The 26,702-nt window shown below is 63.9% G+C and carries 21 protein-coding genes and 1 tRNA gene; 8 read left to right on the top strand and 14 right to left on the bottom strand.

Annotated elements, in window-relative coordinates; genetic code table 11:
• Positions 1 to 50: 50 nt before the first annotated feature.
• From F4827_RS06640 to F4827_RS06620, 5 genes are all read right to left on the bottom strand, one after another.
• Positions 51 to 770, bottom strand: coding sequence for a C40 family peptidase (locus F4827_RS06640; RefSeq protein WP_183723038.1), 720 nt, complete (start codon positions 768 to 770; stop codon positions 51 to 53).
• 160 nt (positions 771 to 930) lie between these two features.
• The gene (locus tag F4827_RS06635) at positions 931 to 2,562 is read right to left on the bottom strand and encodes an ABC transporter ATP-binding protein (RefSeq protein WP_183723036.1); all 1,632 of its coding nucleotides are present in this window, start codon (positions 2,560 to 2,562) and stop codon (positions 931 to 933) included.
• Complete coding sequence (locus tag F4827_RS06630; RefSeq protein ID WP_183723034.1) at positions 2,559 to 3,665, bottom strand: ABC transporter permease; 1,107 nt, start codon at positions 3,663 to 3,665, stop codon at positions 2,559 to 2,561. The genes F4827_RS06635 and F4827_RS06630 overlap by 4 nt, the downstream gene beginning before the upstream one ends.
• 1 nt (position 3,666) lies before the next feature.
• Positions 3,667 to 4,704, bottom strand: a complete 1,038-nt coding sequence (locus F4827_RS06625; protein WP_183723032.1) for a microcin C ABC transporter permease YejB — start codon at positions 4,702 to 4,704, stop codon at positions 3,667 to 3,669.
• A gap of 25 nt (positions 4,705 to 4,729) precedes the next feature.
• Complete coding sequence (locus tag F4827_RS06620; RefSeq protein WP_183723030.1) at positions 4,730 to 6,676, bottom strand: extracellular solute-binding protein; 1,947 nt, start codon at positions 6,674 to 6,676, stop codon at positions 4,730 to 4,732.
• Positions 6,677 to 6,802: 126 nt separating this feature from the next.
• Between F4827_RS06620 and fabI the strand changes: the two genes are divergently transcribed.
• Positions 6,803 to 7,594, top strand: coding sequence for an enoyl-ACP reductase FabI (gene fabI / locus F4827_RS06615; protein ID WP_183723028.1), 792 nt, complete (start codon positions 6,803 to 6,805; stop codon positions 7,592 to 7,594).
• A 156-nt stretch (positions 7,595 to 7,750) separates the two neighbouring features.
• Here the strand turns inward: fabI and F4827_RS06610 are convergent, their stop codons facing one another.
• The 7 genes from F4827_RS06610 to cysS form a co-directional block, all read right to left on the bottom strand.
• The gene (locus F4827_RS06610; RefSeq protein ID WP_183723026.1) at positions 7,751 to 8,104 is read right to left on the bottom strand and encodes a hypothetical protein; all 354 of its coding nucleotides are present in this window, start codon (positions 8,102 to 8,104) and stop codon (positions 7,751 to 7,753) included.
• A 599-nt stretch (positions 8,105 to 8,703) separates the two neighbouring features.
• Positions 8,704 to 8,797, bottom strand: a tRNA-Ser gene (locus tag F4827_RS06605).
• Positions 8,798 to 8,977: 180 nt separating this feature from the next.
• On the bottom strand, positions 8,978 to 10,228 hold the full coding sequence (locus F4827_RS06600; RefSeq protein WP_167055995.1) for an aspartate kinase: 1,251 nt from the start codon (positions 10,226 to 10,228) through the stop codon (positions 8,978 to 8,980).
• A gap of 491 nt (positions 10,229 to 10,719) precedes the next feature.
• Positions 10,720 to 12,192: a tRNA lysidine(34) synthetase TilS gene (tilS, locus tag F4827_RS06595; protein WP_183723024.1), complete on the bottom strand. Its 1,473-nt coding sequence runs from the start codon at positions 12,190 to 12,192 to the stop codon at positions 10,720 to 10,722.
• A gap of 48 nt (positions 12,193 to 12,240) precedes the next feature.
• Positions 12,241 to 13,212 (bottom strand): acetyl-CoA carboxylase carboxyltransferase subunit alpha, encoded by a 972-nt coding sequence (locus tag F4827_RS06590; protein ID WP_183723022.1) that lies wholly within the window; start codon positions 13,210 to 13,212, stop codon positions 12,241 to 12,243.
• A gap of 195 nt (positions 13,213 to 13,407) precedes the next feature.
• Positions 13,408 to 14,388, bottom strand: coding sequence for a DNA-3-methyladenine glycosylase (locus F4827_RS06585; protein ID WP_183723020.1), 981 nt, complete (start codon positions 14,386 to 14,388; stop codon positions 13,408 to 13,410).
• Between the two features lie 47 nt (positions 14,389 to 14,435).
• The gene (gene cysS, locus F4827_RS06580; protein ID WP_183723018.1) at positions 14,436 to 15,836 is read right to left on the bottom strand and encodes a cysteine--tRNA ligase; all 1,401 of its coding nucleotides are present in this window, start codon (positions 15,834 to 15,836) and stop codon (positions 14,436 to 14,438) included.
• A gap of 293 nt (positions 15,837 to 16,129) precedes the next feature.
• On the opposite strand from cysS, the gene F4827_RS06575 reads away from it, so the two are divergent.
• From F4827_RS06575 to F4827_RS06560, 4 genes are all read left to right on the top strand, one after another.
• The gene (locus tag F4827_RS06575; protein ID WP_183723016.1) at positions 16,130 to 16,831 is read left to right on the top strand and encodes a M48 family metallopeptidase; all 702 of its coding nucleotides are present in this window, start codon (positions 16,130 to 16,132) and stop codon (positions 16,829 to 16,831) included.
• A 99-nt stretch (positions 16,832 to 16,930) separates the two neighbouring features.
• On the top strand, positions 16,931 to 17,518 hold the full coding sequence (locus F4827_RS06570) for a peptidylprolyl isomerase (RefSeq protein ID WP_183723014.1): 588 nt from the start codon (positions 16,931 to 16,933) through the stop codon (positions 17,516 to 17,518).
• A gap of 123 nt (positions 17,519 to 17,641) precedes the next feature.
• Positions 17,642 to 18,136 (top strand): peptidylprolyl isomerase, encoded by a 495-nt coding sequence (locus F4827_RS06565; RefSeq protein ID WP_183723012.1) that lies wholly within the window; start codon positions 17,642 to 17,644, stop codon positions 18,134 to 18,136.
• A gap of 57 nt (positions 18,137 to 18,193) precedes the next feature.
• Positions 18,194 to 19,006: a UDP-2,3-diacylglucosamine diphosphatase gene (locus F4827_RS06560; protein ID WP_183723010.1), complete on the top strand. Its 813-nt coding sequence runs from the start codon at positions 18,194 to 18,196 to the stop codon at positions 19,004 to 19,006.
• 84 nt (positions 19,007 to 19,090) lie between these two features.
• On the opposite strand, the gene cysE is transcribed toward F4827_RS06560, so the two are convergent.
• Both cysE and F4827_RS06550 read right to left on the bottom strand, forming a co-directional pair.
• Entirely contained in the window at positions 19,091 to 19,912 is an 822-nt protein-coding gene (gene cysE, locus F4827_RS06555; RefSeq protein WP_183723008.1) for a serine O-acetyltransferase, read from the bottom strand.
• 205 nt (positions 19,913 to 20,117) lie between these two features.
• Positions 20,118 to 20,987 carry an RNA methyltransferase gene (locus F4827_RS06550; protein ID WP_409258774.1) on the bottom strand — a complete coding sequence of 290 codons (870 nt, stop codon included), beginning with the start codon at positions 20,985 to 20,987 and terminating at the stop codon, positions 20,118 to 20,120.
• Positions 20,988 to 21,361: 374 nt separating this feature from the next.
• Between F4827_RS06550 and F4827_RS06545 the strand changes: the two genes are divergently transcribed.
• The 3 genes from F4827_RS06545 (at position 21,362) to mutS (ending at position 26,545) form a co-directional block, all read left to right on the top strand.
• Entirely contained in the window at positions 21,362 to 22,171 is an 810-nt protein-coding gene (locus tag F4827_RS06545; protein ID WP_183723004.1) for an inositol monophosphatase family protein, read from the top strand.
• Positions 22,172 to 22,386: 215 nt separating this feature from the next.
• On the top strand, positions 22,387 to 23,685 hold the full coding sequence (gene lplT, locus F4827_RS06540) for a lysophospholipid transporter LplT (RefSeq protein ID WP_183723002.1): 1,299 nt from the start codon (positions 22,387 to 22,389) through the stop codon (positions 23,683 to 23,685).
• Positions 23,686 to 23,848: 163 nt separating this feature from the next.
• On the top strand, positions 23,849 to 26,545 hold the full coding sequence (mutS, locus tag F4827_RS06535) for a DNA mismatch repair protein MutS (protein ID WP_183723000.1): 2,697 nt from the start codon (positions 23,849 to 23,851) through the stop codon (positions 26,543 to 26,545).
• Positions 26,546 to 26,702 lie beyond the last annotated feature (157 nt).

Below are 26,702 nucleotides of genomic sequence, written 5' to 3'. Positions count from 1 at the left end.
GGCTTTTTTTTGGGCACAGGCTTTGCGACTACCGAATCATGAATCGGAAATCAGTTACCGCCGGTGGTATCAAACTGCGCGCTCACGCGCTGCTTGAAGCTTTGCTGCTGGTCCGGCGTGAACGAGGTCTCGATACGGCGAGCGCCCGTGAAACGCTTTTCCCAGTAACCGTCGTCCAGATCGTCGACACGGATCGTGCTGCCGGTGGACGGCGAGTGCACGAACTTGTTGTCGCCGATGTAAATGCCAACGTGCGAGAAGGTGCGGCGCATTGTATTGAAGAACACGAGGTCGCCCGGCTTCAGGTTGCTCATGCTCACCTTTTCGCCAACCCGGCTCATTTCTTCAGCGCGGCGCGGCAGGTTCATGCCCAGCGTGTCCTGGAACACGTAGCGCACGAAGCCGCTGCAATCGAGACCCGAATCCGGCGTGTTGCCGCCCCAGCGGTAACGCACACCGATCATGTTCAGGGCGCCAACAACGACGTCGCCTGCCTTGCCGGCCATGCCCGAAAGAAATGCGCGCGCGCCGCCTTCGGACGGTGCCGGTGCGGATTGCGTGCCTGCGGGTGCGGAAGGAGCGTTTTGAACGGCCGCCTGGGCCGAGGGAAGCGACTGCGAATTCGCCTGGCTGGAGGGGGCGAATGAGACATTCTGGTTAAAGCTGCTGGCTTCGTCGGCAAATGCGCCGTTAGCTGCTGCCATCAGTACGCCGATGAACATGCCGGCGACGACTCGCGTGCAAGCCTGGGTCAGGTATCGGTGCTGCATGGGTCGGTAGAAATTGCCCGTAAATCAGGGAGTTAGAAGAAAAGTTTGGACGATACTAGCCAGATAGTATTTGTGTGTCAAAACAAATAGAAAAATTCAATCGCGACGCGCACCTCATTGGTGAATTTCACCAAAAATCCCCCTAAAGTTCTCAGGACGTTCAGCGAACGAAGGCAGCTTTCAGCAACTTTCGCGTGTAAGCATGACTGGGGTCGTCAAAGATTTTTGTTACATCTCCGGCTTCGACGATTTCGCCGTTCTGCATCACGGCCACGCGATGCGCCATTGCCCCGATCACCGCCAGGTCATGGCTGATGAATACGTAGCCCAGGTTGTATTTGCGTTGCAATTCCGTCAACAATCGCAGCACCTGCTGCTGGATCGAGACGTCGAGCGCGCTGGTCGGTTCATCCAGCACGATCACGCGCGGCTCCAGCACCAGCGTGCGCGCAATGGCAATGCGCTGACGCTGCCCGCCGGAAAACTCGTGCGGATAGCGTTGCAGCGCCGTGCGGTCGAGTCCCACTTCGCGCAGGACCGCGACGATGCGCTTGCGGCGCTCGTCGGCGGACAGCTCGGGCCGATGCAGCGCCAGCCCCTCCCCCACGATGCGCTCGATGGTCTGGCGCGGTGAAAGCGAACTGAACGGATCCTGAAAGACGACCTGTAGATGCGAGCGCAGTCCGAGCCGCTCGCGACCCTGATAGCTCGCGATCGGCCGCCCCTGAAACTCGACGCCGCCGCCTGCGGTCCGTTGCAGACCCAACAAGGCCATCGCCAGCGTCGATTTTCCCGACCCCGATTCGCCAACGATGCCCAGCGTCTCGCCCTGGCGCACCGACACGCTCGCGTCGTTGACCGCGCGAAAGCGCCCGCGCCGCCACCAGCCCTGGAAGCCCGGCAGCTTCGTGGCGAAATCGACGCTTACGTCTTTCGCTTCCAGCAGTATCGGCGCGAGCGGCAGCACGGGCAGCACGTTTCGTTCAGGACGGCTGGCGATCAGCCGCTGCGTGTACGCATGCTGCGGCGACTCGAAAATCTGCTCGACCGGGCCCGTTTCCACCAGCCTGCCCTTCTCCATCACCGCCACGCGCTGCGCGAAGCGGCGTACGAGGTTCAGGTCGTGGGTGATCAGCAGCACGGACATGCCGCGCCGCTCGGCCTCCTCGCGCTGCAATTCGAGCAGCAGATCGACAATCTGGCCGCGGATCGTCACGTCGAGCGCCGTGGTGGGCTCGTCCGCCAGCAGCAGACGCGGACGGCACGCGAGCGCCATCGCGATCATCACGCGCTGCCGCTGCCCGCCCGAAAGCTGATGCGGATAGCTCAACAGCCTGCGGCGCGGCTCGGGAATGCCGGTACGCTCCAGCAGCCCCACCGCGCGCTCGTAGGCTTCCTTCTTCGACACGCCGTCGTGCAGCACGATGGTCTCGGCGATCTGCTCGCCGATCGTGTAGAGCGGATTCAGGGCCGTCATCGGCTCCTGGAAGATCATGGCGATGTCGTTGCCGCGCAGGCCGCGCATCGCGCGCTCGTTCTTCGCGAGCAGATCGTCGCCGTCCAGACGGATCGCGCCGTCGATGCGCGCGTCGCGCAGCAGTCGCAGGATCGCCAGCGCCGTGACGGTCTTGCCCGAGCCGGATTCGCCCACCAGCGCCACGCGCTCGCCGCGCCCGATCGCGAGCGCAATATCGTCGACGGCCAGCGTGTCGCCGAATCGCACGCTCAGATGCTCGATGGACAGCAACGGCGCACCGTTGGTCGAACCGACCGTTTCAGACAGCGCGCTCATTGATTGCCTCCGGCCTTCATGGCGTCGGAGATGCGCGTGTCGAGCGCGTTGCGCAGCGCGTCGCCCATGAAGGTCAACAGCAGCAGCGTGACCACCAGCACACCGAACGTCGACATCGAAATCCACCAGGCGTCCAGATTGCCCTTGCCCTGCGCGAGCAGTTCACCGAGGCTCGGCGTAGGCGGCGGCACACCCAGACCCAGGAAATCCAGGCTCGTCAGCGCCAGAATCGACCCGCTCATGCGAAACGGCAGGAAGGTGATGACGGGCGTGAGACTGTTGGGCAACACGTGACGCCAGATGATCTGCCAGTTCGACAAGCCCATCGCGCGCGCGGCGATCACGTAGTCCTGATTGCGATTGCGCAGAAATTCGGCGCGCACATAGTCCGATAATCCGATCCAGCCGAACAGCGACAGCAGCACGATCAGCAGGATGAAGCCCGGCTCGAAGATTGACGCGAAGATGATGAGCAGATACAACTCGGGCAGCGCGCTCCATATCTCGATCAGGCGCTGCCCGAAGATGTCGATACGCCCGCCAAAATAGCCCTGAAACGCGCCCGCCAGCACACCCAGCACGGTGCCGATGGCCGTGAGCACCAGCCCGAACTCCACCGACACCTTGAAGCCGTACAGCAGCCGCGCGAACAGGTCGCGCCCGCTCGCATCGGTGCCGAGCCAGTTCTGCCGCGACGGCGGTGCGGGATTGGGCACCTTCGAGAAGTAGTTGAGCGTATCGTAGTAGTACGGGTTCGGCGGATAAAGCGCGAAATTGCCGGGGGCGTCGAAGCGATGGCGGATATACGGATCGAGATAGTCGGCGGGCGTGGGGAAGTCGCCGCCAAAGGCCGTTTCCGGATAATCCTTGATGAGCGGGAAATACAGATGGCCGTCGTAGCGCACGACGATGGGCTTGTCGTTGCACCAGAGCGGGCCCGCGAGGCTCGCCACGAAGGCCACGATGAAGATAATCAGGCTCCAGTAGCCCAGACGCTGCTGCTTGAAGCGCAACCAGACGCGGCGCGCGGGCGATGGCGACTTGAAGGCGCGCACGCTCTCGGTGCGCAGTTCGGCTTCGGCGCCGGTGCGGACTCGGTTCAACTCAGCGCTCCAGTTGTTCGAATTGGATGCGGGGATCGACCCACACGTAGCAAAGATCGGAGATCAGCTTGGTCAACAGGCCGATCAGCGTGAAGAGATACAGCGTGCCGAGCACGACGGGATAGTCGCGCCGCACCACCGACTCATACGAGAGCAGGCCCAGACCGTCGAGCGAAAAGAGCGTCTCGATCAGCAGGCTGCCGGTGAAGAACGCGCCGATGAACGCCGCCGGAAAACCCACTACGAGCGGCAGCAGCGCATTGCGGAAGACGTGTTTCCAGAGCACGGTGCGCTCGGACATACCCTTCGCGCGCGCGGTCAGCACGTACTGGCGGCGAATCTCTTCGAGGAACGCGTTCTTGGTGAGCATGGTGGTCACCGCGAAGCTGCCGACCACTGAAGCCGTCACCGGCAACGTAATGTGCCAGAGGTAATCGACGATCTTGCCACCGAGCGAAAGCGTGGCCCAGTCGTCCGAGGTGAGATTGCGCAGCGGGAACAGTTGCAGGAAGCTGCCGCCGCCGAACAGCACCAGCAGCAACACGCCCAGCACGAAGCCCGGGATCGCATAGCCGATCAGCACGATCAGGCTCGTGACCAGATCGAAGCGCGAGCCGTTGCGCACCGCCTTGGCGATGCCCAACGGCACCGATATCAGATACGTAAGAAAGAACGTCCATAAGCCGATGCTGATCGACACCGGCAACTTGGAGACGACCAGCGACCACACGCTCTGGTGATGGAAATAGCTCTGGCCCAGATCGAAGCGCGCGAAGCGGCCAAGCATCAGGAAATAGCGCTGCAGCGGCGGTTTATCGAATCCGTAGAGTTGCTTGAGTTGCGCGATCTGCTGCTTGTCCACGCCCGAATGCGCGCGCATGCCGAAGGGCATGCCCTGCTCCGCGCCGCGTCGCAGATCGCGTACCGCCTGCTCGACGGGACCGCCCGGCACGAACTGGATCACGGCGAAAGTCAGCGTGAGCACGCCAAGCAGCGTCGGGATCATCAGCAGCAGGCGTTTGACGATGTAGCTCCACATGATTCTGTGCTCGCTTCGAAGATGATCAGTGCTGCGGTTGCGGCGAGGCCTGCGCTGGCGCCCGGGTTGGCATCGATGTCTTTAGCCACCACGTCGAGATGATCCAGTCGATCGCGCCATAGTACAGCGGCAGCGTCGCCGGATACGCGAGCGTGTTTTTGTAGGCCACGCGATGCGTCGCGCTGTACCACTGCGGCACCACATAGTAGCCGTGCATCAACACACGGTCGAGCGCGTGGGTAGCGTCGAGCAGTTGCTCGCGGGTCTGCGCCTGCATCAGCGCCTTGATGATGGCATCCACCGCGGGCGACTTCAGGCCGATCAGATTGCCCGAGCCGGATTCGCCCGCCGCCTTGCTGCCAAAGCGGTCGAGCTGTTCCGCGCCCGGCACCTGTACATCGGGAAACTTGATGGTGGTGAGGTCGAAATCGAAATCGTCCAGACGCTTTTGATACAGCGCAAAATCCACCGAACGATAGTTCACACCGATACCCAGACGCGCGAGCGCCTTGGTGTACTGCGCCATGATCGGCGCCCATTGCGCGGACGCCGCCGTATCGTCGAGCACTTCGATCACGAACGGATCGCCCTTCGCGTTACGCAGCGCGCCGTTGCGATACGTCCAGCCCGCATCGGCAAGCAGCGCGCGTGCCTTGAGCAGGTTCGCGCGCAGGGAACCTGGCGGATCGGTATCGGGCTGCGCGGGCAGCGCTCCGAACACGGCAGGATCCAGTTGCTGGCGCAACGGTTGGAGCAGGGCCAATTCGCCCGGCGAGGGCGGCCCTTTGGCCTGCAGATCGGTATTGACGAACCAGCTGTCGATACGACGATACTGGCTATAGAACAGCATGCGGTTGAGCCACTGGAAGTCGAGCGCGAGATCGAGCGCCTGGCGCACGCGAACGTCCTGGAACAGGGGCTTGCGAACGTTGATCACGTAGCCCTGCATGCCGGTGCCGTTGTGCTGCGGGAATTCACGCTTCACAAGCTCGCCGCTATCGAATTTCTTGCCGATATCGCGACGCACCCAGTTGCGCGCGACGTATTCGACCAGCGCGTCGTATTCGCCGGCCTTGAACGCTTCGAGCCGCGCGACGTCGTCCGAATAGAGCTTGTAGACGACGCGATCGAAATTGTTCTGCCCCACGCGCACGGGCAGATCGCGGCCCCAATAGTGCTCGTCGCGCTGATAGGTGATGGTGCGGCCGTTCGAGTAACGCTCGATCACATAGGGACCGCTGCCGATGGGCTGCTCGAACGCCAGCTGGTCGAACGCGATGCGCGTGCCGTCGGCGCGCAATCCCCACTTGTGCGAAAACACCGGCAGGCCGCCCGCGATCAGCGGCAACTCGCGATTGTTGTTGCGGAATTCGAAGCGGATCGTGGCCGCATCGACCACCACGGCGCGCAGGATATCGCTGTAATAGGCCTGCATCGACGGCGCGGCCTGGCGGCTCTTGAGCGTATCGAGCGAGAACTTCACGTCTGCTGCGGTGACCGGATCGCCGTTCGAAAAGCGTGCACGCGGATTCAGATGAAACGTCACGGACAGGCGATCGGGCGCGATGGTGATATCGTCGGCGAGCAAGCCGTAGGCCGAGGCCACCTCGTCCATGCTGCCTGTCGTCAGACTCTCGAACAGCATGCCGATACCCGGCGCAACATTGCCGCGCAGCGTGAAGGGGTTGAACTTGTCGAAGCTCGTCGAGCGGTCCGGGTTCGCGAGCACCAGCGTGCCGCCGTGCGATGCATCCGGGTTGACATAGTCGAAGTGTCTGAAATCCGCGGGGTATTTGGGCTCGCCGTATTGCGCGATCGCGTAGACCGCGTGCGCGGCGGGCATCGTGATCCACATCAGCGCAAAGGCGGCGGTGATGGCGGCGAAGGCTCGCCCGACATAACCGGCGCGATCGGCACGTCTTGCGCTTCTGGCGGTTAGCCCCACTGTGCTGCCTCGCGTTCCTGTCGTCATAGATCGGGGTGTCCGGTGTGCCAGGTCTGGTGTGAGAGAATTCTACCCAAACCGCGTCACGACGCACGCGGCATCGGCTGCGCTGAACCTGCATTGAACCTGCATTAAACCTGTTCGGGAGCAATCATGGGATTTCTCGCTGGCAAACGCATTCTGCTCACCGGCCTGCTGTCGAACCGGTCGATCGCCTATGGCATCGCGCAAGCGTGCAGGCGCGAAGGCGCCGAACTCGCCTTCACGTATGTGGGCGAGCGCTTCAAGGAGCGCATCACGGAGTTCGCGCAGGAGTTCGGCAGCGACCTCGTATTGCCCTGCGACGTGGCCGACGATGCGCAGATCGACGCCCTCTTCGTCGATCTCAAACAGCATTGGGACACGCTCGACGGTCTGGTGCATTCGATCGGCTTTGCGCCGCGCGAAGCAATTGCGGGAGATTTTCTTGACGGCATGACGCGCGAGAATTTCCGCATTGCCCACGATATTTCGGCCTACAGCTTTGCCGCGCTCGCCAAGGCCGCGCAGCCGATGCTCTCTTCCGACGCGGCGCTGCTCACCCTGACCTATCTCGGCGCGGAGCGCGCGATTCCGAACTACAACACCATGGGTCTCGCGAAGGCATCGCTCGAAGCGAGTGTGCGCTACCTCGCGGTGTCGCTCGGCGCGAAGGGGATCCGCGTCAACGGCATCTCGGCCGGCCCGATCAAGACGCTCGCGGCGAGCGGCATCAAGAGCTTCGGCAAGATCCTCGAATTCGTCGAGCGCAATGCGCCGTTGCAGCGCAATGTCACGATTGAACAGGTTGGCAATACGGCCGCGTTTCTGCTTTCGGATCTGGCCGGCGGCGTGACGGCAGAGATCGTGCACGTCGATGCGGGTTTCAACGCCGTCGTCGGCGGAATGGCGCATCTGGGCGAGTAGTACCGATATTTCGACGCCTCGATGCTTCGTTGCGCATGCAACGGTCACAAGCAACGGTCACAAGCAACAAAAAAGCCGCCCAGGGGCGGCTTTTTCTTATCCTGCGCGACGCGTGCGATGCGATGAAAGACAGGCGCGGCGCCGATTGACTCTGGCTTAGTGCCAATGTCCCGGGGGCGGCCCACCGTGATCCCAGCCACGGCCCGGACCGCCCGGACCACGACCGTAGCCGCCATGATGGCGATACCAGTCATCACGGCCCCAGTAGCGGCGGCCATCCCAGTAACGGTCGCCGTGCCAGCCGATCACGATCGCCGGCGCGGCATAGTACGGCGCGGGCTGATAGACGACCGGCGGCGGAGGCGGCGGAGCGTAGACCGGCGCGGGCGCCACATAAACCGGGGCCGGAATACCGATGTTGACACCGACGCTCACGCCAGCGAAGGCCGCGCTCGACGCACCGATAGCCAAGCCCCCGAGCAGCATTGCAACAACACGAGCGAACTTCATGGACTCACCTTTTGGGGTTGATGTTTTGTTGAAGCCAATATAGCGCAGGCTCCCCAGCCCGCGTATTTCAACTTTGTAAGAACTGATGCACAAAAGCACGCCATCGATAGCTGCGTAACGTCCCGTTACATCGAATGGAGCATTGCACTGGAGGGCCTTTAAAAAGGCATCGGAAGCAACCGTTTGCGCAAACAGAAAACGAAGCCCCTTACACGGCGACCGCGAGGATATCATCGCTGCGCATCAGCGGTGAGCGTGCGCGCAGCACGTTTTTGCGGGTGTCTCATCGAGACGTCGCCGAACCCTACGGTCGCATGCGATATGCCTGCCGAATCACTTACAGCACGCCTTGCAACTTGTTTCGCCGATCGTCAAACACCCGGCGATTTCATTCGGATTCCCGATTAAATTCAGGCAATCGAAAATCTTCAGTCGCGCAAACTGCGCGTGGCGTCAAAACCAGGAGGGGTGAAAAAGCATCGTTGTCAGCTCGGAGCGCATTGGATCGCGCATCGACATCGATCTGGAAACCAGAAAACGGCGCGGAAAAAGAAAAACCCCGCAAGCCGAGACTTGCGGGGTTTCCACCGCCATTTTACTGGCGGAGACGGAGGGATTCGAACCCTCGATCCAGGTTTTGGCCCAGATGCTCCCTTAGCAGGGGAGTGCCTTCGACCTCTCGGCCACGTCTCCCGAAAACCTCGTTGGCGCCAGGGAGGCAGCGCAACGAAGCCAAGATAATAGCGGGTTAAATCCGATCGGTCAATTCATAAGACGCTTTTTTGCTAACTTTTTTCAGCAAGCATTCTGAGGGTCGCAAAACGCAGCATCTCAAAACCAAACGACCGTCACACCGCCTTCATCATCAAGGCATCAAGCCTGTTCGAGTTCGAACGCCTTATGCAGCGCGCGCACGGCGAGCTCCATGTACTTCTCGTCGATCAGCACCGAGATCTTGATTTCCGAGGTCGAGATCATCTGGATGTTGATGCCCTCTTCCGACAGCGTACGGAACATCTTGCTCGCCACGCCCACATGCGAGCGCATGCCCACGCCGACCACCGAAACCTTCGAGACCTTCGCGTCACCGAGCACCTTCTCCGCGCTCACATGGCCCTGCACGGTGTTCGTGAGGACGTCGACAGCGCGCTGGTAATCGCCGCGCGGCACCGTGAACGTGAAGTCGGTCTTGCCGTCCACGCTCTGGTTCTGGATGATCATGTCGACGTCGATGTTCGCGTCCGCCACCGGGCCGAGGATCTGATACGCGATGCCGGGCTTGTCAGGCACGCCCGCCACGATGATGCGGGCCTCGTCGCGCTGGAACGCGATACCCGAAATGACTGCTTTTTCCATGGTCTCGTCTTCTTCAAAAGTGATCAGGGTGCCCGACTTCATTTCCGCGTCGAGGTCCATCATCGGGTCGGTCAGGCTGGAGAGCACGCGCGTCTTCACCTGATACTTGCCCGCGAATTCGACCGAGCGGATCTGCAGCACTTTCGAGCCGAGGCTGGCCATTTCCAGCATCTCTTCGAAGGTGATGCGGTCGAGGCGCCGTGCGTCGTCCACCACGCGCGGGTCGGTCGTGTACACGCCGTCCACATCGGTGTAGATGAGGCATTCGTCGGCCTTGAGCGCGGCCGCCACGGCAACCGCCGAGGTGTCCGAACCGCCGCGGCCGAGCGTGGTGATGTGGCCTTCCGGGTCAATGCCCTGGAAGCCGGTGATCACAACCACCTTGCCGGCGTCGAGATCGGCCATCACGCGTTCGCCGTCGATGTCGTTGATGCGCGCCTTCGTGAAGGCGCTATCCGTTTTGACGGGCACTTGCCAGCCGGTGTAGCTGATGGCGTCCACGCCCGCTTCCTGCAGCGCGATCGAGAGCAGACCGACGCTCACCTGTTCGCCGGTCGACGCAATCATGTCGAGCTCGCGCGGGTTCGGTTGCGGCGAAATCTCTTTCGCGAGACCGAGCAGACGATTGGTTTCGCCGGACATCGCCGAGGGCACGACGACCATCTTGTGGCCGGCCTTGTGCCATTTGGCAACGCGCTTGGCAACGTTCTTGATGCGCTCGACCGAGCCCATCGAGGTGCCGCCGTATTTGTGTACGATGAGTGCCATTGTCGTTCTGAACTGGAGATGTTACCGCGCTGGCGCGCCGTAGCTGGCGCTGCCTGAAAGGACGGCGAGGCCGGGTTGCATACGCGCAGTGGCATACAAGACGACCAGCGAACCGGACTGCGGCAGCGGCTTGGCGCGTGCAGCACACGCGGAATTTGCCCCGGAACCGCGAAGCCAGGGTGGTTCACGAATTCCGCCCGCACACCGCTACGACGTCCTTGCAATCGTCGGATACCGCTGGAAGGAAAAATCGCGCTTTCAACGGGAAGCGCCGCTTTTGACGGCGTCCGTGAACGCGAAAAAGCGGGCTGGACAAACAACTTACCCTACCCGATCAAGGTCGAAATTACAAGACCAAAGTAACCGCCAGGCCGCCAAAAAGGCTTGTGCGGCAAGGATTTGCGGCTTTCGCGTCACGCTTTGCGCCTGTGAGCAAGATGCGCCGAAGGCAGGCTCAGGACAGTTCGGCAAAAATGACCTGAGCGTGTTGTTCAGGCAATCTGCAGGTCTTCGCGCCATTCGATGCGCCGCCAGGGTCCGGGGCGCACCGCCCCCTCCTCGCCCAGCGCCGAACGATTCACGCCGATGCGGGGCACAAACAGCAGCGTCTCGCCGCTATAAAGCAGCGGCACGTCGCGCTCCCATGCCGGTATGCCGCGCGACTGGAACAGGTTCTTGAGCGTGCGGCTCAGATTCGCGGCCTCGTCGCGCAGACGCTCGCCGCCTGCACGTTCGCGCGCCACCAGCGGCGCGCGCTGCAGCACGGATTCTGGCACTGCATCGGGATCGCTTTCGTCGGCGGGCGCGAAAACATAGGTGCCGCGCCAGCCCGGCAGACGCCAGATTTCCTCGCCGCGCCAGTTCAGTTGCACGGCTTCGCGCAGCGCGCCCTCGCCCGTCGGCGGCGTATCGGCGGCGCCTGGCGCCATGTCCCAGAACACTTCGCCGCGATAACAGCGCAGCGTGCGTCCAGCGTGGTCGACGCGCAGTGCGTGGCCATCGCGGCCATCGTTGCCATCTTTACCATCGCGTGCGCGCGCGATCTCGCGCAATTGGCGCAGCGCATCGGCGAGCCGCGCGGTGGAAGCCGCAGGCAAGCGGAGCGTGCGCATCCAGTAGCGCAACAGATTGAGCGCGCGCGCATCGTCGAGAGCGACGAGCGCGGCATGCGAGAGGGCGTCGGGTGTCGTAGCGCAAGCCGCCAGCAGATCGCCTCGCGCAAGCTCGTCAAGCAGACCTTGCGCGGATGCGGCATGCGCCGCCGTGCGCGCAAGCGCCTCGCGAAAGCCCGGGAAATGCGCGGACAGCGCGGGCATCACGTCATGGCGCAGCGCATTGCGCGCGTAGCGCGTATCGGCGTTCGATTCGTCTTCGATCCAGCGCAGGTCGTGCGCGTGCGCGTAGCGTTCCAGTTGCACGCGCAACAAACCCAGCAACGGCCGCACGCGCGTCACACCGCCCGCTACCTCGCGCGTGCTCGCCATCGCGGCGAGTCCCGCGAGACCTGCGCCGCGCAGCAATTGCAGCAAGACGGTTTCGGCCTGATCGTCGGCGTGCTGGGCGAGCCAGAGCGACGTCACACCGTGCGCGGCACACATTGCGTCGAGCGCACGATAGCGCGCGTCGCGTGCCGCCGCTTCCACGCCTGCCGCACCGTCGGGGGCTACGTCTACACGGCGCGCGTCGAAGCTCACGCCATACGCCCGCGCCGTCGCTTCGCAATGCGCAAGCCAAGCATCGGCATTCGGACTCAGGCCGTGATGGACATGAAACGCGTGCAGCCGGTCCGAGCCCGCCAAACGCACGGCCGCATCGAGCAGCACCGAGGAGTCGAGGCCGCCGCTATACGCGATCGCAATGCGCGCACCGGCTGGCAGCGCAGAAAGCACAACGCCGAGCGCATCGCGAAGGATGCGCCCGGCGTCGGGACCGGCGCTATGGCCGGAATCGGGATGGGCGTTCACGTTTTGACGGCGCTCGCGCGCCGGCTGACAGTGATGACGTCGTGCGCCTTACGCGCCCGGCGTCGTTTCCTTGAACTTGCCGTACGCCATCAGGCGCTCGAAGCGGCGCTCCTTGAGTTCGGCGATGCTCATGCCCTGGAACTGGCGCAGCGAATCGGACAGCGCGCGGCGCAGCAGTGCAGCCATGCCCTTCGGATCGCGATGCGCGCCGCCCAGCGGCTCGTTGACGATCTTGTCGATCAGGTTCAGCGCCTTCAGGCGATGCGCCGTGAGGCCCAGCGCTTCAGCGGCGTCCGGCGCCTTCGCAGCGCTCTTCCACAGGATCGATGCGCAGCCTTCCGGCGAAATCACCGAGTACGTCGAGAATTGCAGCATCATCACCGTGTCGGCCACGGCGATCGCGAGCGCACCGCCCGAACCGCCTTCGCCGATGATCGTCGTGATGATCGGCGTCTTCAGCTCGGCCATCACGTAAAGGTTGTGGCCGATCGCTTCCGACTGGCCGCGCTCTTCCGCGCCGATGCCAGGGTACGCGCCCGGCGTGTCGACGAAGGTGAAGATCGGCAGGCCGAACTTCTCGGCCAGACGCATCAGGCGCTCGGCCTTGCGATAGCCTTCCGGACGCGGCATGCCGAAGTTGCGCGCGGCGCGCTCCTTGGTGTCGCGGCCCTTCTGGTGGCCGATGATCATGCAGGCCTGACCGTTGAAACGCGCCAGACCGCCCACCACGGAAAGGTCGTCCGCGAACGAGCGGTCGCCATGCAGTTCGTGGAAGTCGGTGAACAGCTCGTGCACATAGTCGAGCGTGTACGGACGTTGCGGATGACGTGCGATCTGCGAAACCTGCCACGGGGTGAGGTTCGCGTAGAGGTCCTTGGTGAGCTGCTGGCTCTTCTTCGACAGGCGATCGATCTCTTCCGAAATATCGACGGCCGAGTCATCCTGAACGAAGCGCAGTTCTTCGATCTTCGCTTCGAGTTCAGCGATCGGCTGTTCGAAATCCAGAAACGTGGTTTTCATGTGTTGGAATCCTTGCACTTTGCGGCAGCGCGTATTCTAACCGCGCCAGCCGAAGTCGAAATCGGAGCGGAACTATCGAATACAGGTAACGATAGAAATATTCTTATCAAGCTGAAAGACTTCTGAGAACAAGGGCCGGACCGCCGCGCCCGCCGCTTCGCGCGGCGCGCACCGAAGCCCGCGTTCCCCTTTTACTCAAGCGTGTTCGAGACTGCGCCACATATACCATGTTGCGACGGTTCGCCACGGCTCCCAGTTGGCCGCCACTTCGCGCGCTTCGCTGCGCGTGACGGGTTCGCCGCTGAAGTAATTGACGCTGATCGCCTGGATAAGACCGAGATCGTCAAGCGGCAGCACGTTCGGGCGCGCGAGATTGAAGATCAGGAACATTTCGGCGGTCCAGCGGCCGATGCCGCGGATGGCGGTGAGTTCGGCGATCACGTCCTCGTCGTCCATCGTGGTCCACTTGCCCACGTGGAGCGCGCCCGAGACGAAATGCTGGGCGAGATCGAGGATGTATTCCGTCTTGCGCTTCGACAGCCCGCATGCAGCGAGCTTCTCGTGACCCAACTTGATGAACTGCTGCGGCACGAGCTTCGGGCACGCGGCTTCGACGCGCTTCCACAGCGCCTGCGCCGCCGCCGTCGAAATCTGCTGGCCAACCACGGAACGCGCGAGCGTGACAAAGGGATCGTCGCGGCTCATGAGATGAACCGGGCCGAACTTCGGGATCAGCTTCTTGAGAATGCGGTCGCGCTTGACGAGGTCCGCACAGGCGCGGTCCCAGTAATCGGGGCGCACGACTTCGTGCTCCGCGCCGCTCGCAGGCGCGGCTGCGGCTTGCGCGGCGTCGCCCTGGGCAGCTTCGGGCTGCGCGGCGGGCATGATGCCCGTACCGTCGATGGCCGCGCCATTGATCTTCGCGCGCGAAGGCTTCGCCGCGCCATTGAGCGCGTGCGCGTCGTCATCGGCTTGCGGCTGCGCTTTCGCACCGCGAGCGGCCCCCGCCTTCGCCGTGCCCTTCTTCGCGCCGGCCGCCTTGGCGCCTTCGGCTTCCTGTTGCGCCGTGAGCGCGCCACCGCGCGCCGCACGTCGTGCGGCCGGGCTCGTTTCGTCGCCCGCCGCGCCCGTTAGCGACACAGGCCGCCTGGCCTGCGTCTTCGTGGCCGTTGCCATCCTGCCTCCTGCCTCGCGAATCGATCAGTGGAAACTGGACAGCCCGCTTAAACGCGGCGCCACTCGGTCAATCCGCCGGGTTTGTCTTCGAGCGCGACGCCGGCATCGAGCAGTTCGGCCCGGATCCGGTCCGCCTCCGCATACTGCTTCGCCTGCTTCGCGGCCGTGCGTGCGGCGATCTTCGCTTCGATCGCGGCGCTGTCGAGCGCACCCGCGACGTCGAGCGCGCCTGCGCCTTGCTGAAGGAACGCACGCGGCTCGCGCACCAGCACGCCAAGCACGCGCGCAAGGCGCTGCAACTGGCGCGCCAGCACGGCGTCGCCCGTGCGATTGACTTCACTGGCCAACTCGAACAGCACCGACATGGCGACCGGCGTGTTGAAGTCGTCGTTCATCGCCGCGCCAAAACGCTGCGCATGCGCTTCGTTCCAGTCGAGCGCGCCCGCATCCGGCGTCACATCCTTGAGCGCCGTATAAAGCCGCGTAAGTGCATTGCGCGCATCGTCCAGATGCACGTCGCTGTAATTCAGCGGCGAACGATAATGCGCGCGCGCCATGAAAAACCGCACCACTTCGGCGTCGTACTTTGCCAGCACTTCGCGGATCGTAAAGAAGTTGCCGAGCGACTTCGACATCTTCTCATTGTCGATATTGACGAAACCGTTGTGCATCCAGTAATTGACGAACTTCTCGCCGGTGGCGCCTTCGCTCTGCGCGATTTCATTCTCATGGTGCGGGAACTGCAGATCCTGGCCGCCGCCATGAATGTCGAAACGATCGCCGAGCAGCGTGCAACCCATCGCCGAGCATTCGATGTGCCAGCCCGGACGGCCGCGACCATACTTCGAGTCCCAGCTCGTATCCGCCGGCTCTTGCGGTTTTGCCTGTTTCCACAGCACGAAGTCAAGCGGATCCTGCTTGGCATCGTTCGCGGCCACACGTTCGCCCGAACGCAGGTCTTCGAGCGACTTGCCCGAGAGCGCGCCGTAATGCGCGAACTTGCGCACCGCGTAATTCACATCGCCGTCCGAACCCTGATACGCGTAGCCGTTCTTTTCCAGCATGCCGATCATGTCGAGCATCTGCGGAATGAATGCCGTCGCGCGCGGCTCGTGATCGGGACGCTCGACGCCGAGCGCATCCGCATCTTCATGCAGCGCCGCGATGTAGCGGTCGGTGAGCGCCTTGATGGTTTCGCCGTTCTCCACCGCCCGACGAATGATCTTGTCGTCGATGTCGGTGATATTGCGCACATAGGTCACCTTGTAACCGAGCGTGCGCAGCCAGCGCTGCACAATATCGAACACCACCATCACACGCGCGTGGCCAACGTGACAATAGTCGTACACCGTCATGCCACAGACGTACATGCGTACGACGCCGGGCTCAAGTGGCACGAAATTTTGCTTGTCACGCGCGAGCGTGTTGTAGATGCGCAGTGATTCCATAAAGACGGTGGATACGTGGGTCGAAAGAAATCCGCAGCAGCGCCGACAGCAGCCCGTGGGTGCAAGGCACCGCATTGATCGAGGCTGCATACAGTCGCGCTCATTCAGTCATCAGGGCGGAGACGACCACGAGTGGCGAAAGAAAGCCGGGCATTTCGCGGGAGCCGACCGTCCGGAATCGGAACTGCAACGAACCGGAACAGGCGCTCAACCTGCGCGCAGCCAAAGCGCGCGACGAAACGCACAGACCTTTTGTTAGAATGGCTCGGAGTATAACACCGCGACCTCACCCTATGAAATCTTCCAGCGGCCGCGCGCCTCGCGCTGCGACCTTTGCCATGGCGGCTCTCGCGAGCGTCGCGATCGTTCTGAGCGGCGCTCGCGCAGCCCATGCAGCGCCTCCCGCGACGACCGACGGCACGCCCGGCGCAGACAGTGCAATTGCCCAGCACAATTGGGCCACTGCGCTCACCGAACTGGATACACGCATCAAGTCGAACCCGCGCGACGTGCAGGCGAAATTCAAGCGTGCGACCATCCTCGCACGCCTGGGCCGCGACGACGACGCCATCGAGGCGTTCACCGAACTCACGCAGACCTACCCCGAATTGCCCGAGCCGTACAACAACCTCGCGGCGCTCTATGCGAAGCATGGTCACTACGACGAAGCGCGCATCGCGCTGGAGACGGCCACCAAGGCCAATCCGTCGTACACGCTCGCGTGGGAAAATCTCGGCGACCTGTATCTGCGTCTGGCTTCCGCTTCGTATCGCCGCGCGAGTACGCTCGGCCACACGAGCGGCGCGACCCAGCAGCGCCTGGCCGATATCGACAAGATCGTCAATCCGCCGGCCGCGACCAGGGCCGCACGCGCCGCCGCAGAAGCCGGCGCGAGCGCCACACGGGTGGGTCCGATGCTCGACAATCCGGTGTACCAGTTCGGCGGCCCGACCGGGTCGCTGGCGATGCCGCCCTTCATGGCACCGTCAAATTAAGTCGTCGATTCAAGTCGTCGAACCAGGCCGCAGCGCGCCATCGCCATTAAAACAAGCGGCGCGCTTCGACACGTTTTTCCCGTACTTCCGAGGATACAAATGAAATGGTTGATGTTGGCGCTTGGCAGCGCCGCCCTGATCGCGAACGCCCCCGCTTTCGCGCAGTCGGCCCCGCAAGGCCAGGCCGCGCATCCGCAGGTGCTGCTCAAGACCAGTGAAGGCGACATTCGCGTCGAGCTCTATCCCGAGAAAGCGCCGAAGACCGTCGACAATTTCCTCCAGTACGTGAAGGCCGGCCAGTACAACGGCACGATCTTTCATCGCGTGATTCGCGGCTTCATGATCCAGGGCGGCGGCTACACCACGAGCTTCGTCGAGAAGCCTACGCGCGTGCCTATCGCGCTCGAAAGCAAGAACGGCCTGAAAAACCAGGCCGGCGCGCTGGCGATGGCGCGCACCAGCGACCCGAATTCGGCGACCGCGCAGTTCTTCATCAACACGGTGGATAACGCCAACCTCGACTATCCGAATCCGGATGGCAACGGTTACGCGGTGTTCGGCAAGGTCACCCAGGGCATGGACGTCGTGAAGAAGATCGAAGCGGCGCCCACCACCTCGCGCGGCCCGATGTCCGATGTGCCGCAAAAGGAAATCGTGATCCAGTCGGCTACGCTCATCGGCAAGTAATCAGCGCTGCGTCACCCCTCATTCTCCGCGCGGCGTGGCGCCGGTACACGCGAAGGCAGACGTCCCGCCTCGTACCGGCACTGCGCCGCCCCACTCCCCCAGCCACAGACAAAGGATTCCATCATGGTCGAACTGCATACGAACCACGGCGTCATCAAGCTCGAACTCGACGCCGCGAAGGCACCGAAGACGGTCGCCAACTTCCTCGAATACGTCAAGAGCGGCCACTATGACGGCACGGTGTTCCACCGCGTCATCGACGGCTTCATGATCCAGGGCGGCGGTTTCGAAGCCGGCATGAAGCAAAAGCCGACCCAGGCGCCGATCGAAAACGAAGCGAACAACGGCCTGAAAAACGTGCGCGGCTCGGTCGCCATGGCACGCACCAATGATCCGCACTCGGCATCGGCACAGTTCTTCATCAACGTCGCCGACAACGACTTCCTGAATCACTCGTCGCCGACGCCGCAAGGCTGGGGCTACGCTGTGTTCGGCAAGGTCGTCGACGGCCTGGACGTGGTCGAGAAGATCAAGTCGGTCAAGACCGGCTCGAAGGGCTTCCATCAGGACGTGCCGGTCGACGACGTCGTGATCGAAAAGGCTGTCGTCGTCGAGTAATCGCGACGCACGCTTGAACGATCGGCTTGAATTAACGTAACGGCGCACGCTTCATCGATGCTGCAGGAAAAGACACGGGGATTGGGGATGGCCGCCGCGGGCGTGCCCGGCGAGGGCAAACGCCCGCACGCGGCGCGTCCCTTCCTGTTCATTTCCGACCTGCATTTGAGCGAAGCGATTCCGCGCACGGTCGCCGCGTTTGAACATTTCATCCGGGTCTCGGCCGACCAGGCCGACTCGGTCTTCATACTCGGCGACCTCTTCGAATACTGGATCGGCGACGACATGCTCGTCGAACCGTTTGTCGCGCGCATGGCCGCGCTGATGCATACGCTCTCCGAGCGCGGCATCGCGCTCTACATCATGCACGGCAACCGCGACTTCCTGATGGGCAAGCGCTTCATGAAAGCCGCGGGCGCGATCTGGCTGCCCGACCCGATCGCCATCACCGCGTTCGGCACGCGCATCGCGCTCGCGCACGGCGACGCGCTGTGCACCGACGACCGCGGCTATCAGTTGTTTCGCACGCTCGCGCGCAACCGCGCGGCGCAAATGCTGTTTCTGGCATGGCCGTTTCGCTGGCGCCGGGCGCTGGCCGAGCGCATGCGGCGCAAGAGCGAAGCCGGGCGCGAACGGCCCGTTTCGCCCAACGATGCGAAATACGACGTCACCGCCAAAGGTGTCGCGGCGCTTTTCAAACGCGCACGCGCAAACATGATTATTCACGGGCACACGCACCGGCCTGCGCGTCATGCCGAACCCGGCGGCACGCGCTGGGTGCTGCCCGACTGGGAACTCGACCACGGCACGCCGCGCGGCGGTTATCTGCGCGTGGATGCGGAGGGCTTCAGGATGTTGCCGCTCGATTGAGACAATCAGTTCTCACGGATCATGAAATGAAAACAGCCGCTCAGCGGCTGTTTTTTTCTATCCCGAGATGCAGCAGATAAACGATCAAACGTGTGCTGACACGTCTGCCTCAGCCCTGACGGATTCCTGCGCCACCGCCCCGCCCTCCAGGCCCGCCGACAAGCGGCGCAACTCCACAAGCGCCGCATCCGCGCCATGCAGTGCCTCCAGGCGCGCGCCCAACCGCTCAAGCGCCGCCACGATCGCATCCACGCGCTGCGTTTGCGTGGATGCGTGGTCGATCAGGCCATGAATGGCGAGCGAAACAGGATCGTCCGCGTTCGGCGTGAGGCCATACGCGCAGAAACCCTCGCGCGCGGACGCAGGCTTGGCCTGCGCCGGTTCGCTCTTCGCCGGTGCGATGATTCGCGCCGGATTACCGACGGCCGTACCGCCCGCCGGCACCGGCTTGACCACCACAGCGTTCGAGCCGATCTTCGCCTGCGCACCCACCGTGAATCCGCCCAGCACTTTGGCGCCCGCACCCACGATCACGCCCGGCCCGAGCGTCGGATGGCGCTTGGCGCCGCGCGTGAGCGAGGTGCCGCCGAGCGTCACGCCTTGATAGATGGTGCAATCGTCGCCGACTTCGGCCGTCTCGCCGATCACGACGCCCATGCCGTGATCGATAAACACGCGCCGTCCGATCGTCGCGCCGGGGTGAATCTCGATACCGGTCAGAAAGCGCGCAAGCTGCGAGACGTAGCGCGCAAGCCAGCGGCGTTTGGCCCGCCAGCAGGCGTGCGCGAAGCGATGCAGGACGAGCGCATGCAGACCCGGATAACAGGTCAGGACTTCCCAGGCGCTGCGGGCGGCGGGATCGCGCTCGCGGATCGTGGCGATGTCTTCGCGAAGTCTCTTGAACATGGCTGTCAGACGCTGGACGTGAGGAACATGGGGATGGCACGGCCACGCTTCGCGCACGCCAGTCCGGTGCGCGGCTCGGGCTCGCGCTCGGCCTTAGCAGCCGCGCCGATTTGCTTATGATGTGCAAGCGATTGTAGGCGAAAGGCGCGCGGCGGCCTGCAAGCCCCCGCAGGCAGCAAGGTTGGACGCTGCGTGGCCTCGCCGCCTATTTGCCGCTATCCGAGCCCTTGAGCATCAGGATGTGTTTGGCGATGCCGCGCACGATATTGACTTCCTCGCGTTCGAGCCCCGAGCGCGCAAAGAGCCGCCGCAGACGCGACATCAGCTTCTTCGGATTGGCCGGATCGAGAAAATCGAGCGCGATCAGCGCGTTTTCGAGGTGCACGTACATGCGCTCGATGTCGTCGCTGGTGGCAAGCGGCGTGGCCGTGCCGGGCGCGCCCCGCAGAGCAGCATCGGCGGCACCGGCGGCACCGGCCGCAGGCAGAGCCGTACCCGCACCGCTGTCGTCGAGATACGCCATGCGCAACTCGTACGCGAGCACCTGCACCGCCTGGGCAAGATTGAGCGAGCTATAGGCCGGATTGGCCGGAATATGCGCAAGCGCGCTGCAACGCTCGACATCCTCATTCGAGAGCCCCGTGCGCTCGTTGCCGAACACCAGCGCGATTTCGCCGTGCGCCGCGACCTGGCGGCAGGCGTCCTGCACCGCATGGCGCGGCGCGGCGGGCGGCGGCCCGTATTCGCGCGTGCGCGCCGTGAGCGCCAGCGACCATTGCGTGCCTGCCAGCGCGTCGGCGAGGGTCGGGACGACGTGGACGGCAGCGAGCACGTCGTCGGCGCCGCTGGCCATGGCGATCGCTTCGGGATCGAGCTGGACCTGCGGCACGCGCGGCGCGACCAGCACCAGGCGGGAAAAACCCATGGTCTTGATCGCGCGCGCCGCCGCGCCGACGTTGCCGGGATGGCTCGGCTCGACCAGCACGAAGCGCGTGGAAGTGAAACCGCCACGCAGCGGTTCGTGGGCGTCCGGGGAATGAGCGGCGTGGACGGAATGTGAATCGGGGAGCTGCACCAAGATGAATCTCGAAGAACGGCGGATAGAAGAGCGTATGTTATCGCGCCTTGCATCCCTGGCCTATCCGGTCCGGCGGCAAGGCCACTGCGACGGGCTTTCGAGCTTTCCCGCTCAGCGTCAGCCCAGAAGCCCAAGACTCGGGTAAAATGCGAGGTTCGCGCGCGTTTTGTCGTCCTGTTTTGGGCCGATATCTGGCCAGCCGGCCGCCGCGCCCCGCTCTTATCCAATTCGTCTCCGTTGGCGGGACAGGACCGCCCCGGCCGCGCAGCTAAAACGCGCGGCTCGCGCCCTGTCCAATCGTTAGACGCTTTTATCTTCGCCCCCCGTGCGCCGCGTCGCCCGCGCGCGCCGGACAACAAGGATCCAGGCTCATGCATCCCATGCTCAACATCGCTGTCAAGGCCGCGCGCCGCGCCGGACAGATCATCAACCGCGCGTCGCTCGATCTCGACCTCGTGCAGGTCGCGAAGAAGCAGCACAACGATTTCGTCACGGAGGTCGACAAGGCCGCCGAAGCCGCCATCATCGAGACGCTCAAGACCGCCTACCCGGATCACGCGATCCTCGCCGAAGAATCGGGCGAATCGGACAACGAATCGGAATACCAGTGGATCATCGATCCGCTCGACGGCACCACCAACTTCATCCACGGCTTCCAGTACTACTGCGTGTCGATCGCGCTGGTGCACAGGGGCGTCATCACGCAGGCCGTCGTCTATGACCCGACCCGCAATGACCTGTTCACCGCCTCGCGCGGCCGCGGAGCGTTCCTGAACGACCGCCGTATCCGCGTCGGTCGCCGCGACCGCCTGGCCGACGGCCTGATCGGCACGGGCTTCCCGTTCCGCGAAAAGGACGGTCTGGACAGCTATTGCGAACTGTTCGCCGACATGACCAACGCCTGCGCCGGCCTGCGCCGCCCGGGCGCCGCCGCGCTCGATCTGGCGAACGTCGCCGCGGGCCGCATGGACGGTTTCTTCGAACAGGGCCTCAACCCGTGGGACGTCGCCGCAGGCGCGTTGCTCATCACCGAAGCCGGTGGTCTGGTCGGTAACTACACGGGCGATTCGGACTTCCTGCACATGGGCGAAGTGGTCGCCGGCAACCCGAAGATCTACGCGCAAATGGTGCCGATCCTCTCGAAGTACACGCGTGTGAAGAAGGAAACGAAGGAAGCCTGACTTCGGGCCTGAAATAACACGTGACACGGCGCCGCTGCAGCACGCGGCCGGCCATGTCACAATCGCCGGGAGCGTGGCCGATGTCGCAGCCCGCCCCGATGCGTCAAGCGGCTTCGGCCGCTTTTTTGTTTCGCGCGCCGATTTCACCTGTCAGGTCTGTTGCGCCGGTGGCTCCCGTAACGCGCCGGCCCGATCCATCCCTCGGTCCATCCGCGATGAAAAAAGGCTTTTACACCATCATCGCCGCGCAGTTCGTTTCGTCGCTCGCCGACAACGCGCTCCTGATTGCGGCAATCGCGCTGCTCACGGTGATTTCTTCACCAGCCTGGGTCACGCCGCTGCTGCAGATCTTCTTCACGATTTCCTACGTACTGCTCGCGCCGTTCGTCGGTGCCTTCGCGGATGCGCTGCAAAAGCGCCACGTCATGTTCGTCTCGAACGCGCTCAAGGCCGTCGGCTGCCTGATGATGATCGCGGGCGTGCATCCGATGCTGGCCTACGGCGTGGTGGGTTTCGGCGCGGCGGCCTACTCGCCCGCAAAGTACGGAATCCTCACTGAATTGCTGCCCGCCGAAAAACTCGTGGCCGCCAACGCGTGGCTCGAATCGGCGACGGTGCTCTCCACCATCGTGGGCACGATGATGGGCGGCGCGCTGGTCTCGACTTACGCCGACCGCATTGTCGCGCATCATCCGATGCCGTTGATCCATTCGGCCGCCGACCTTGCGATGCTCGCGACGATGATTACCTATGCGATCGCCGCGCTCATCAACATCGGCATTCCCGATACGGGCGCGCGCTACGAAAACCGCCTCAAGCAACCCGGCAGACTGGTCTCCGATTTCACGCACTGCTTCAACGTGCTGTGGGCCGACAAGCTCGCGCAGATCGCGCTGTGGGTGACGACCCTGATGTGGGGCGCGGCCGTCACGCTGCAGTTGCTGGTGCTCAAATGGGCGGATGCGAATCTCGGCCTCTCGCTTTCGAAGGCAGCCGTGATGCAAGGCGTGACGGGACTGGGCATTGCAGTGGGCGCAACCGCCGCGGCCGCGTGGGTGTCGCTGCGCGCTTCGTTGCGCGTGTTGCCCGTGGGCGTGCTGTGCGGCGTCGTGTCCGTAGCGATGGCGTTTTACAGCAAGAATCTCTTTCCAGCGGGCGAAGGCGTGCGCCTGGGCACCTTCATCATGCCCTTCTATCTGCTGTTCGCGTATCCGTTGATGATTCTGCTCGGCACGCTCGCGGGCTTTTTCATCGTGCCGATGAACGCCCTGCTCCAGCATCGTGGCGCGACCCTGCTTTCGGCGGGACACTCGATTGCCGTGCAGAACTTCAATCAGAACCTCGCGGTGCTGCTGATGCTCGGTGCGTATGCGCTGCTGCTCACGGCGAAAATGCCGGTGCAATGGATCATCGTCGTGTTCGGGATTTTTGTTTCCGGGATGATCTGGCTCGCCATGCGGCGCAGTGCCGCTAACGCCCGCACGGTCGATCTGCAGGCGCTGGTGGACGAGTAACGCTCACGCGCTGCCAGCGCACCCTACACGCAATCTCCATCAATCTGGCGCGCATTGCCGTGCTATCCGGCAAGGATTTGCACGCCGCCTGGCCATTCGGCCAGGTTCATGCGCGCCCGGCGCGGGTTAAACTCACGCCCTGAACCTTAGCAAGACTCCGAGGATGGCTACACACACCGCCAGCGCCGGCGACATCGCGCAACACACCCCCATGATGCAGCAATATTTGCGCATCAAAGCCGAGCATCCGGACACCCTCGTGTTCTACCGGATGGGCGACTTCTATGAGCTGTTCTTCGGCGATGCCGAGAAAGCCGCGCGCCTGCTCGATCTGACACTCACGCAACGCGGCGCATCGGCCGGCAATCCGATCAAGATGGCGGGCATTCCCCATCATGCGTGCGAAGGCTACCTCGCCAAGCTCGTGAAACTGGGCGAATCCGTGGCTATCTGCGAGCAGATCGGCGATCCAGCCACCTCGAAAGGCCCGGTCGAGCGCAAGGTCGTACGCGTGGTCACGCCCGGCACGCTCACTGACGCCGCCCTGCTATCGGACAAAAACGACGTCTACCTGATGGCGGTCTGCCCCGGTCACAACCGGCGCGGCGTGACCGTCAACGTTGGCCTCGCATGGCTCAATCTGGCGAGCGGCGCACTGCGTCTGGCCGAAGTCGCGCCGGAGCAGGTTGCCACGGCCTTCGAGCGCATTCGTCCCGCTGAAGTGCTGGTCGCCGACATGCCCTCGGAATCCTCAGGCTGGTCGCCGCCTGCGGGCGTGGGTGCGCTCACGCGCGTGCCCGCCTGGCACTTCGATCTCGCCTCGGGCAAGCAGCGCCTGTGCGATCAGATGGATGTGGCGAGTCTCGACGGCTTCGGCGCGCACACGCTCACGAGCGCCTGCGGCGCAGCCGGCGCGCTGCTGCTGTATGCCGCGGGCACGCAAGGCCAGCAGTTGCGTCACGTGCGCAGCCTGAAGGTGGAGGCGGAGACCGAATACATCGGCCTCGACCCAGCCACGCGCCGTAACCTCGAACTCACCGAAACGCTGCGCGGCACCGAATCGCCCACGCTCTGTTCGCTGCTCGATACATGCAGCACGACCATGGGCAGCCGCCTGCTGCGTCACTGGCTGCATCATCCTCCGCGCGACGCAGGCATCGCGCAAACGCGGCAGCAGGCTATCGGCGCGCTGCTCGATGCGCCGCCCCCGGCGAGCGTCGACGCACTGCGCAGCGCGCTGCGCCAGATCGCCGACGTCGAACGCATCACGGGTCGCCTCGCATTGCTGTCAGCGCGTCCGCGCGATCTTTCGAGCCTGCGCGACACCTTCGCTGCACTGCCGGCGCTGCGCGAGCAGGTTGCCGCCGCGGGTGGCGCGTCGGCGTCGCTGGCGCGCATCGTCGACGCGCTGGAGCCGCCCGCCGGATGCGCCGATCTGCTGCAACGCGCGGTCGCGCCCGAACCCGCCGCGATGATCCGCGATGGCGGCGTCATTGCACGCGGCTATGACGCGGAACTCGACGAGCTGCGCGACATGTCGGAGAACTGCGGCCAGTTCCTTATCGATCTGGAAGCGCGCGAGCGCGCGCGTACCGGCATCGGCAATCTGCGCGTCGAATACAACAAGGTGCATGGCTTCTATATCGAAGTCACGCGCGGCCAGACCGACAAGGTGCCCGACGACTATCGTCGCCGCCAGACGCTCAAGAACGCCGAACGCTACATCACGCCTGAGCTGAAGACCTTCGAGGACAAGGCGCTGTCCGCCCAGGAACGTGCGCTCGCGCGCGAGAAGGGTCTGTACGATGCGCTGCTGCAGGCGCTCTTGCCCTTCATCGGCGATTGCCAGCGCGTAGCCGCGGCGCTCGCGGAACTCGATCTGCTTGCCGCCTTCGCCGAACGTGCGCGCGCGCTCGACTGGAATGCGCCGGAGTTTTCCGAAGCGCCCGGCATCGAAATCGAACAGGGCCGCCACCCCGTGGTGGAGGCGCAGGTCGAGCAATTCATCGCCAACGACTGTGCGCTGCACGCCGATCGCAAACTGCTGTTGATCACCGGCCCGAATATGGGCGGTAAATCGACCTTCATGCGTCAGACCGCGCTGATCGCCCTGCTCGCCTATGTGGGCAGCTACGTGCCCGCACGGCGCGCGCGCTTCGGCCCGATCGACCGCATCTTCACGCGTATCGGCGCGGCCGACGATCTCGCCGGTGGTCGCTCGACCTTCATGGTCGAAATGACGGAAGCCGCCGCGATTCTCAACGACGCCACGCCGCAAAGTCTTGTGCTGATGGACGAAATCGGGCGCGGCACCTCGACGTTCGACGGTCTCGCGCTGGCGTGGGCAATCGCGCGCCATCTGCTGTCTAGTAACGGCTGCCACACGCTGTTCGCGACTCACTATTTCGAACTCACGCAGTTGCCGGCGGAATTCGCGCAGGCGGCCAACGTGCATCTTTCGGCGGTCGAGCATGGGCACGGCATCGTGTTCCTGCACTCGGTGAGCGAAGGCCCGGCGAACCAGAGCTACGGCCTGCAGGTCGCACAGCTCGCGGGCGTGCCGAATGCGGTGATCCGCGCGGCGCGCAAGCATCTGGTGCATCTGGAGCAGCTCTCGGCCGGTCAGCCGACGCCGCAACTCGATCTGTTCGCCGCGCCGGCGATGTCGATCGACGAGATCGAAGATGGCGATACGCAGACCTACGCGCAAGACGCGGTGTCGCTTCCCGAAGATCCGGCCGCCGCGCGGGTCGCCGAGCGTCTGCGCGCGCTCGATCCGAACGAGCTGCGCCCGCGCGAGGCGCTCGACCTCCTGTACGAACTGCATGAGCTGGCCAACGCGCCGGACGCCAAACGCTAGGCGTCGCTTCGCGACGCCGCCGTGGCCATCTATACATGGCCGCGGCGGCTTTGCGTGGCGCCGCACTGTCCGCACGTATCGGCTATTGCGCGCGCTCGCGTGGCTGCTTGCGATGTGCGCGACAGCCACGTCCGGCGTTGCTTTCGCCGCTCCGGCG

The organism is Paraburkholderia bannensis (assembly GCF_014200455.1).
Classification (GTDB): Bacteria; Pseudomonadota; Gammaproteobacteria; order Burkholderiales; family Burkholderiaceae; genus Paraburkholderia; species Paraburkholderia bannensis_A.
The sequence above is the reverse complement of the archived record's forward strand: the minus strand, read 5'-3'. Positions and strand labels throughout refer to the sequence as shown.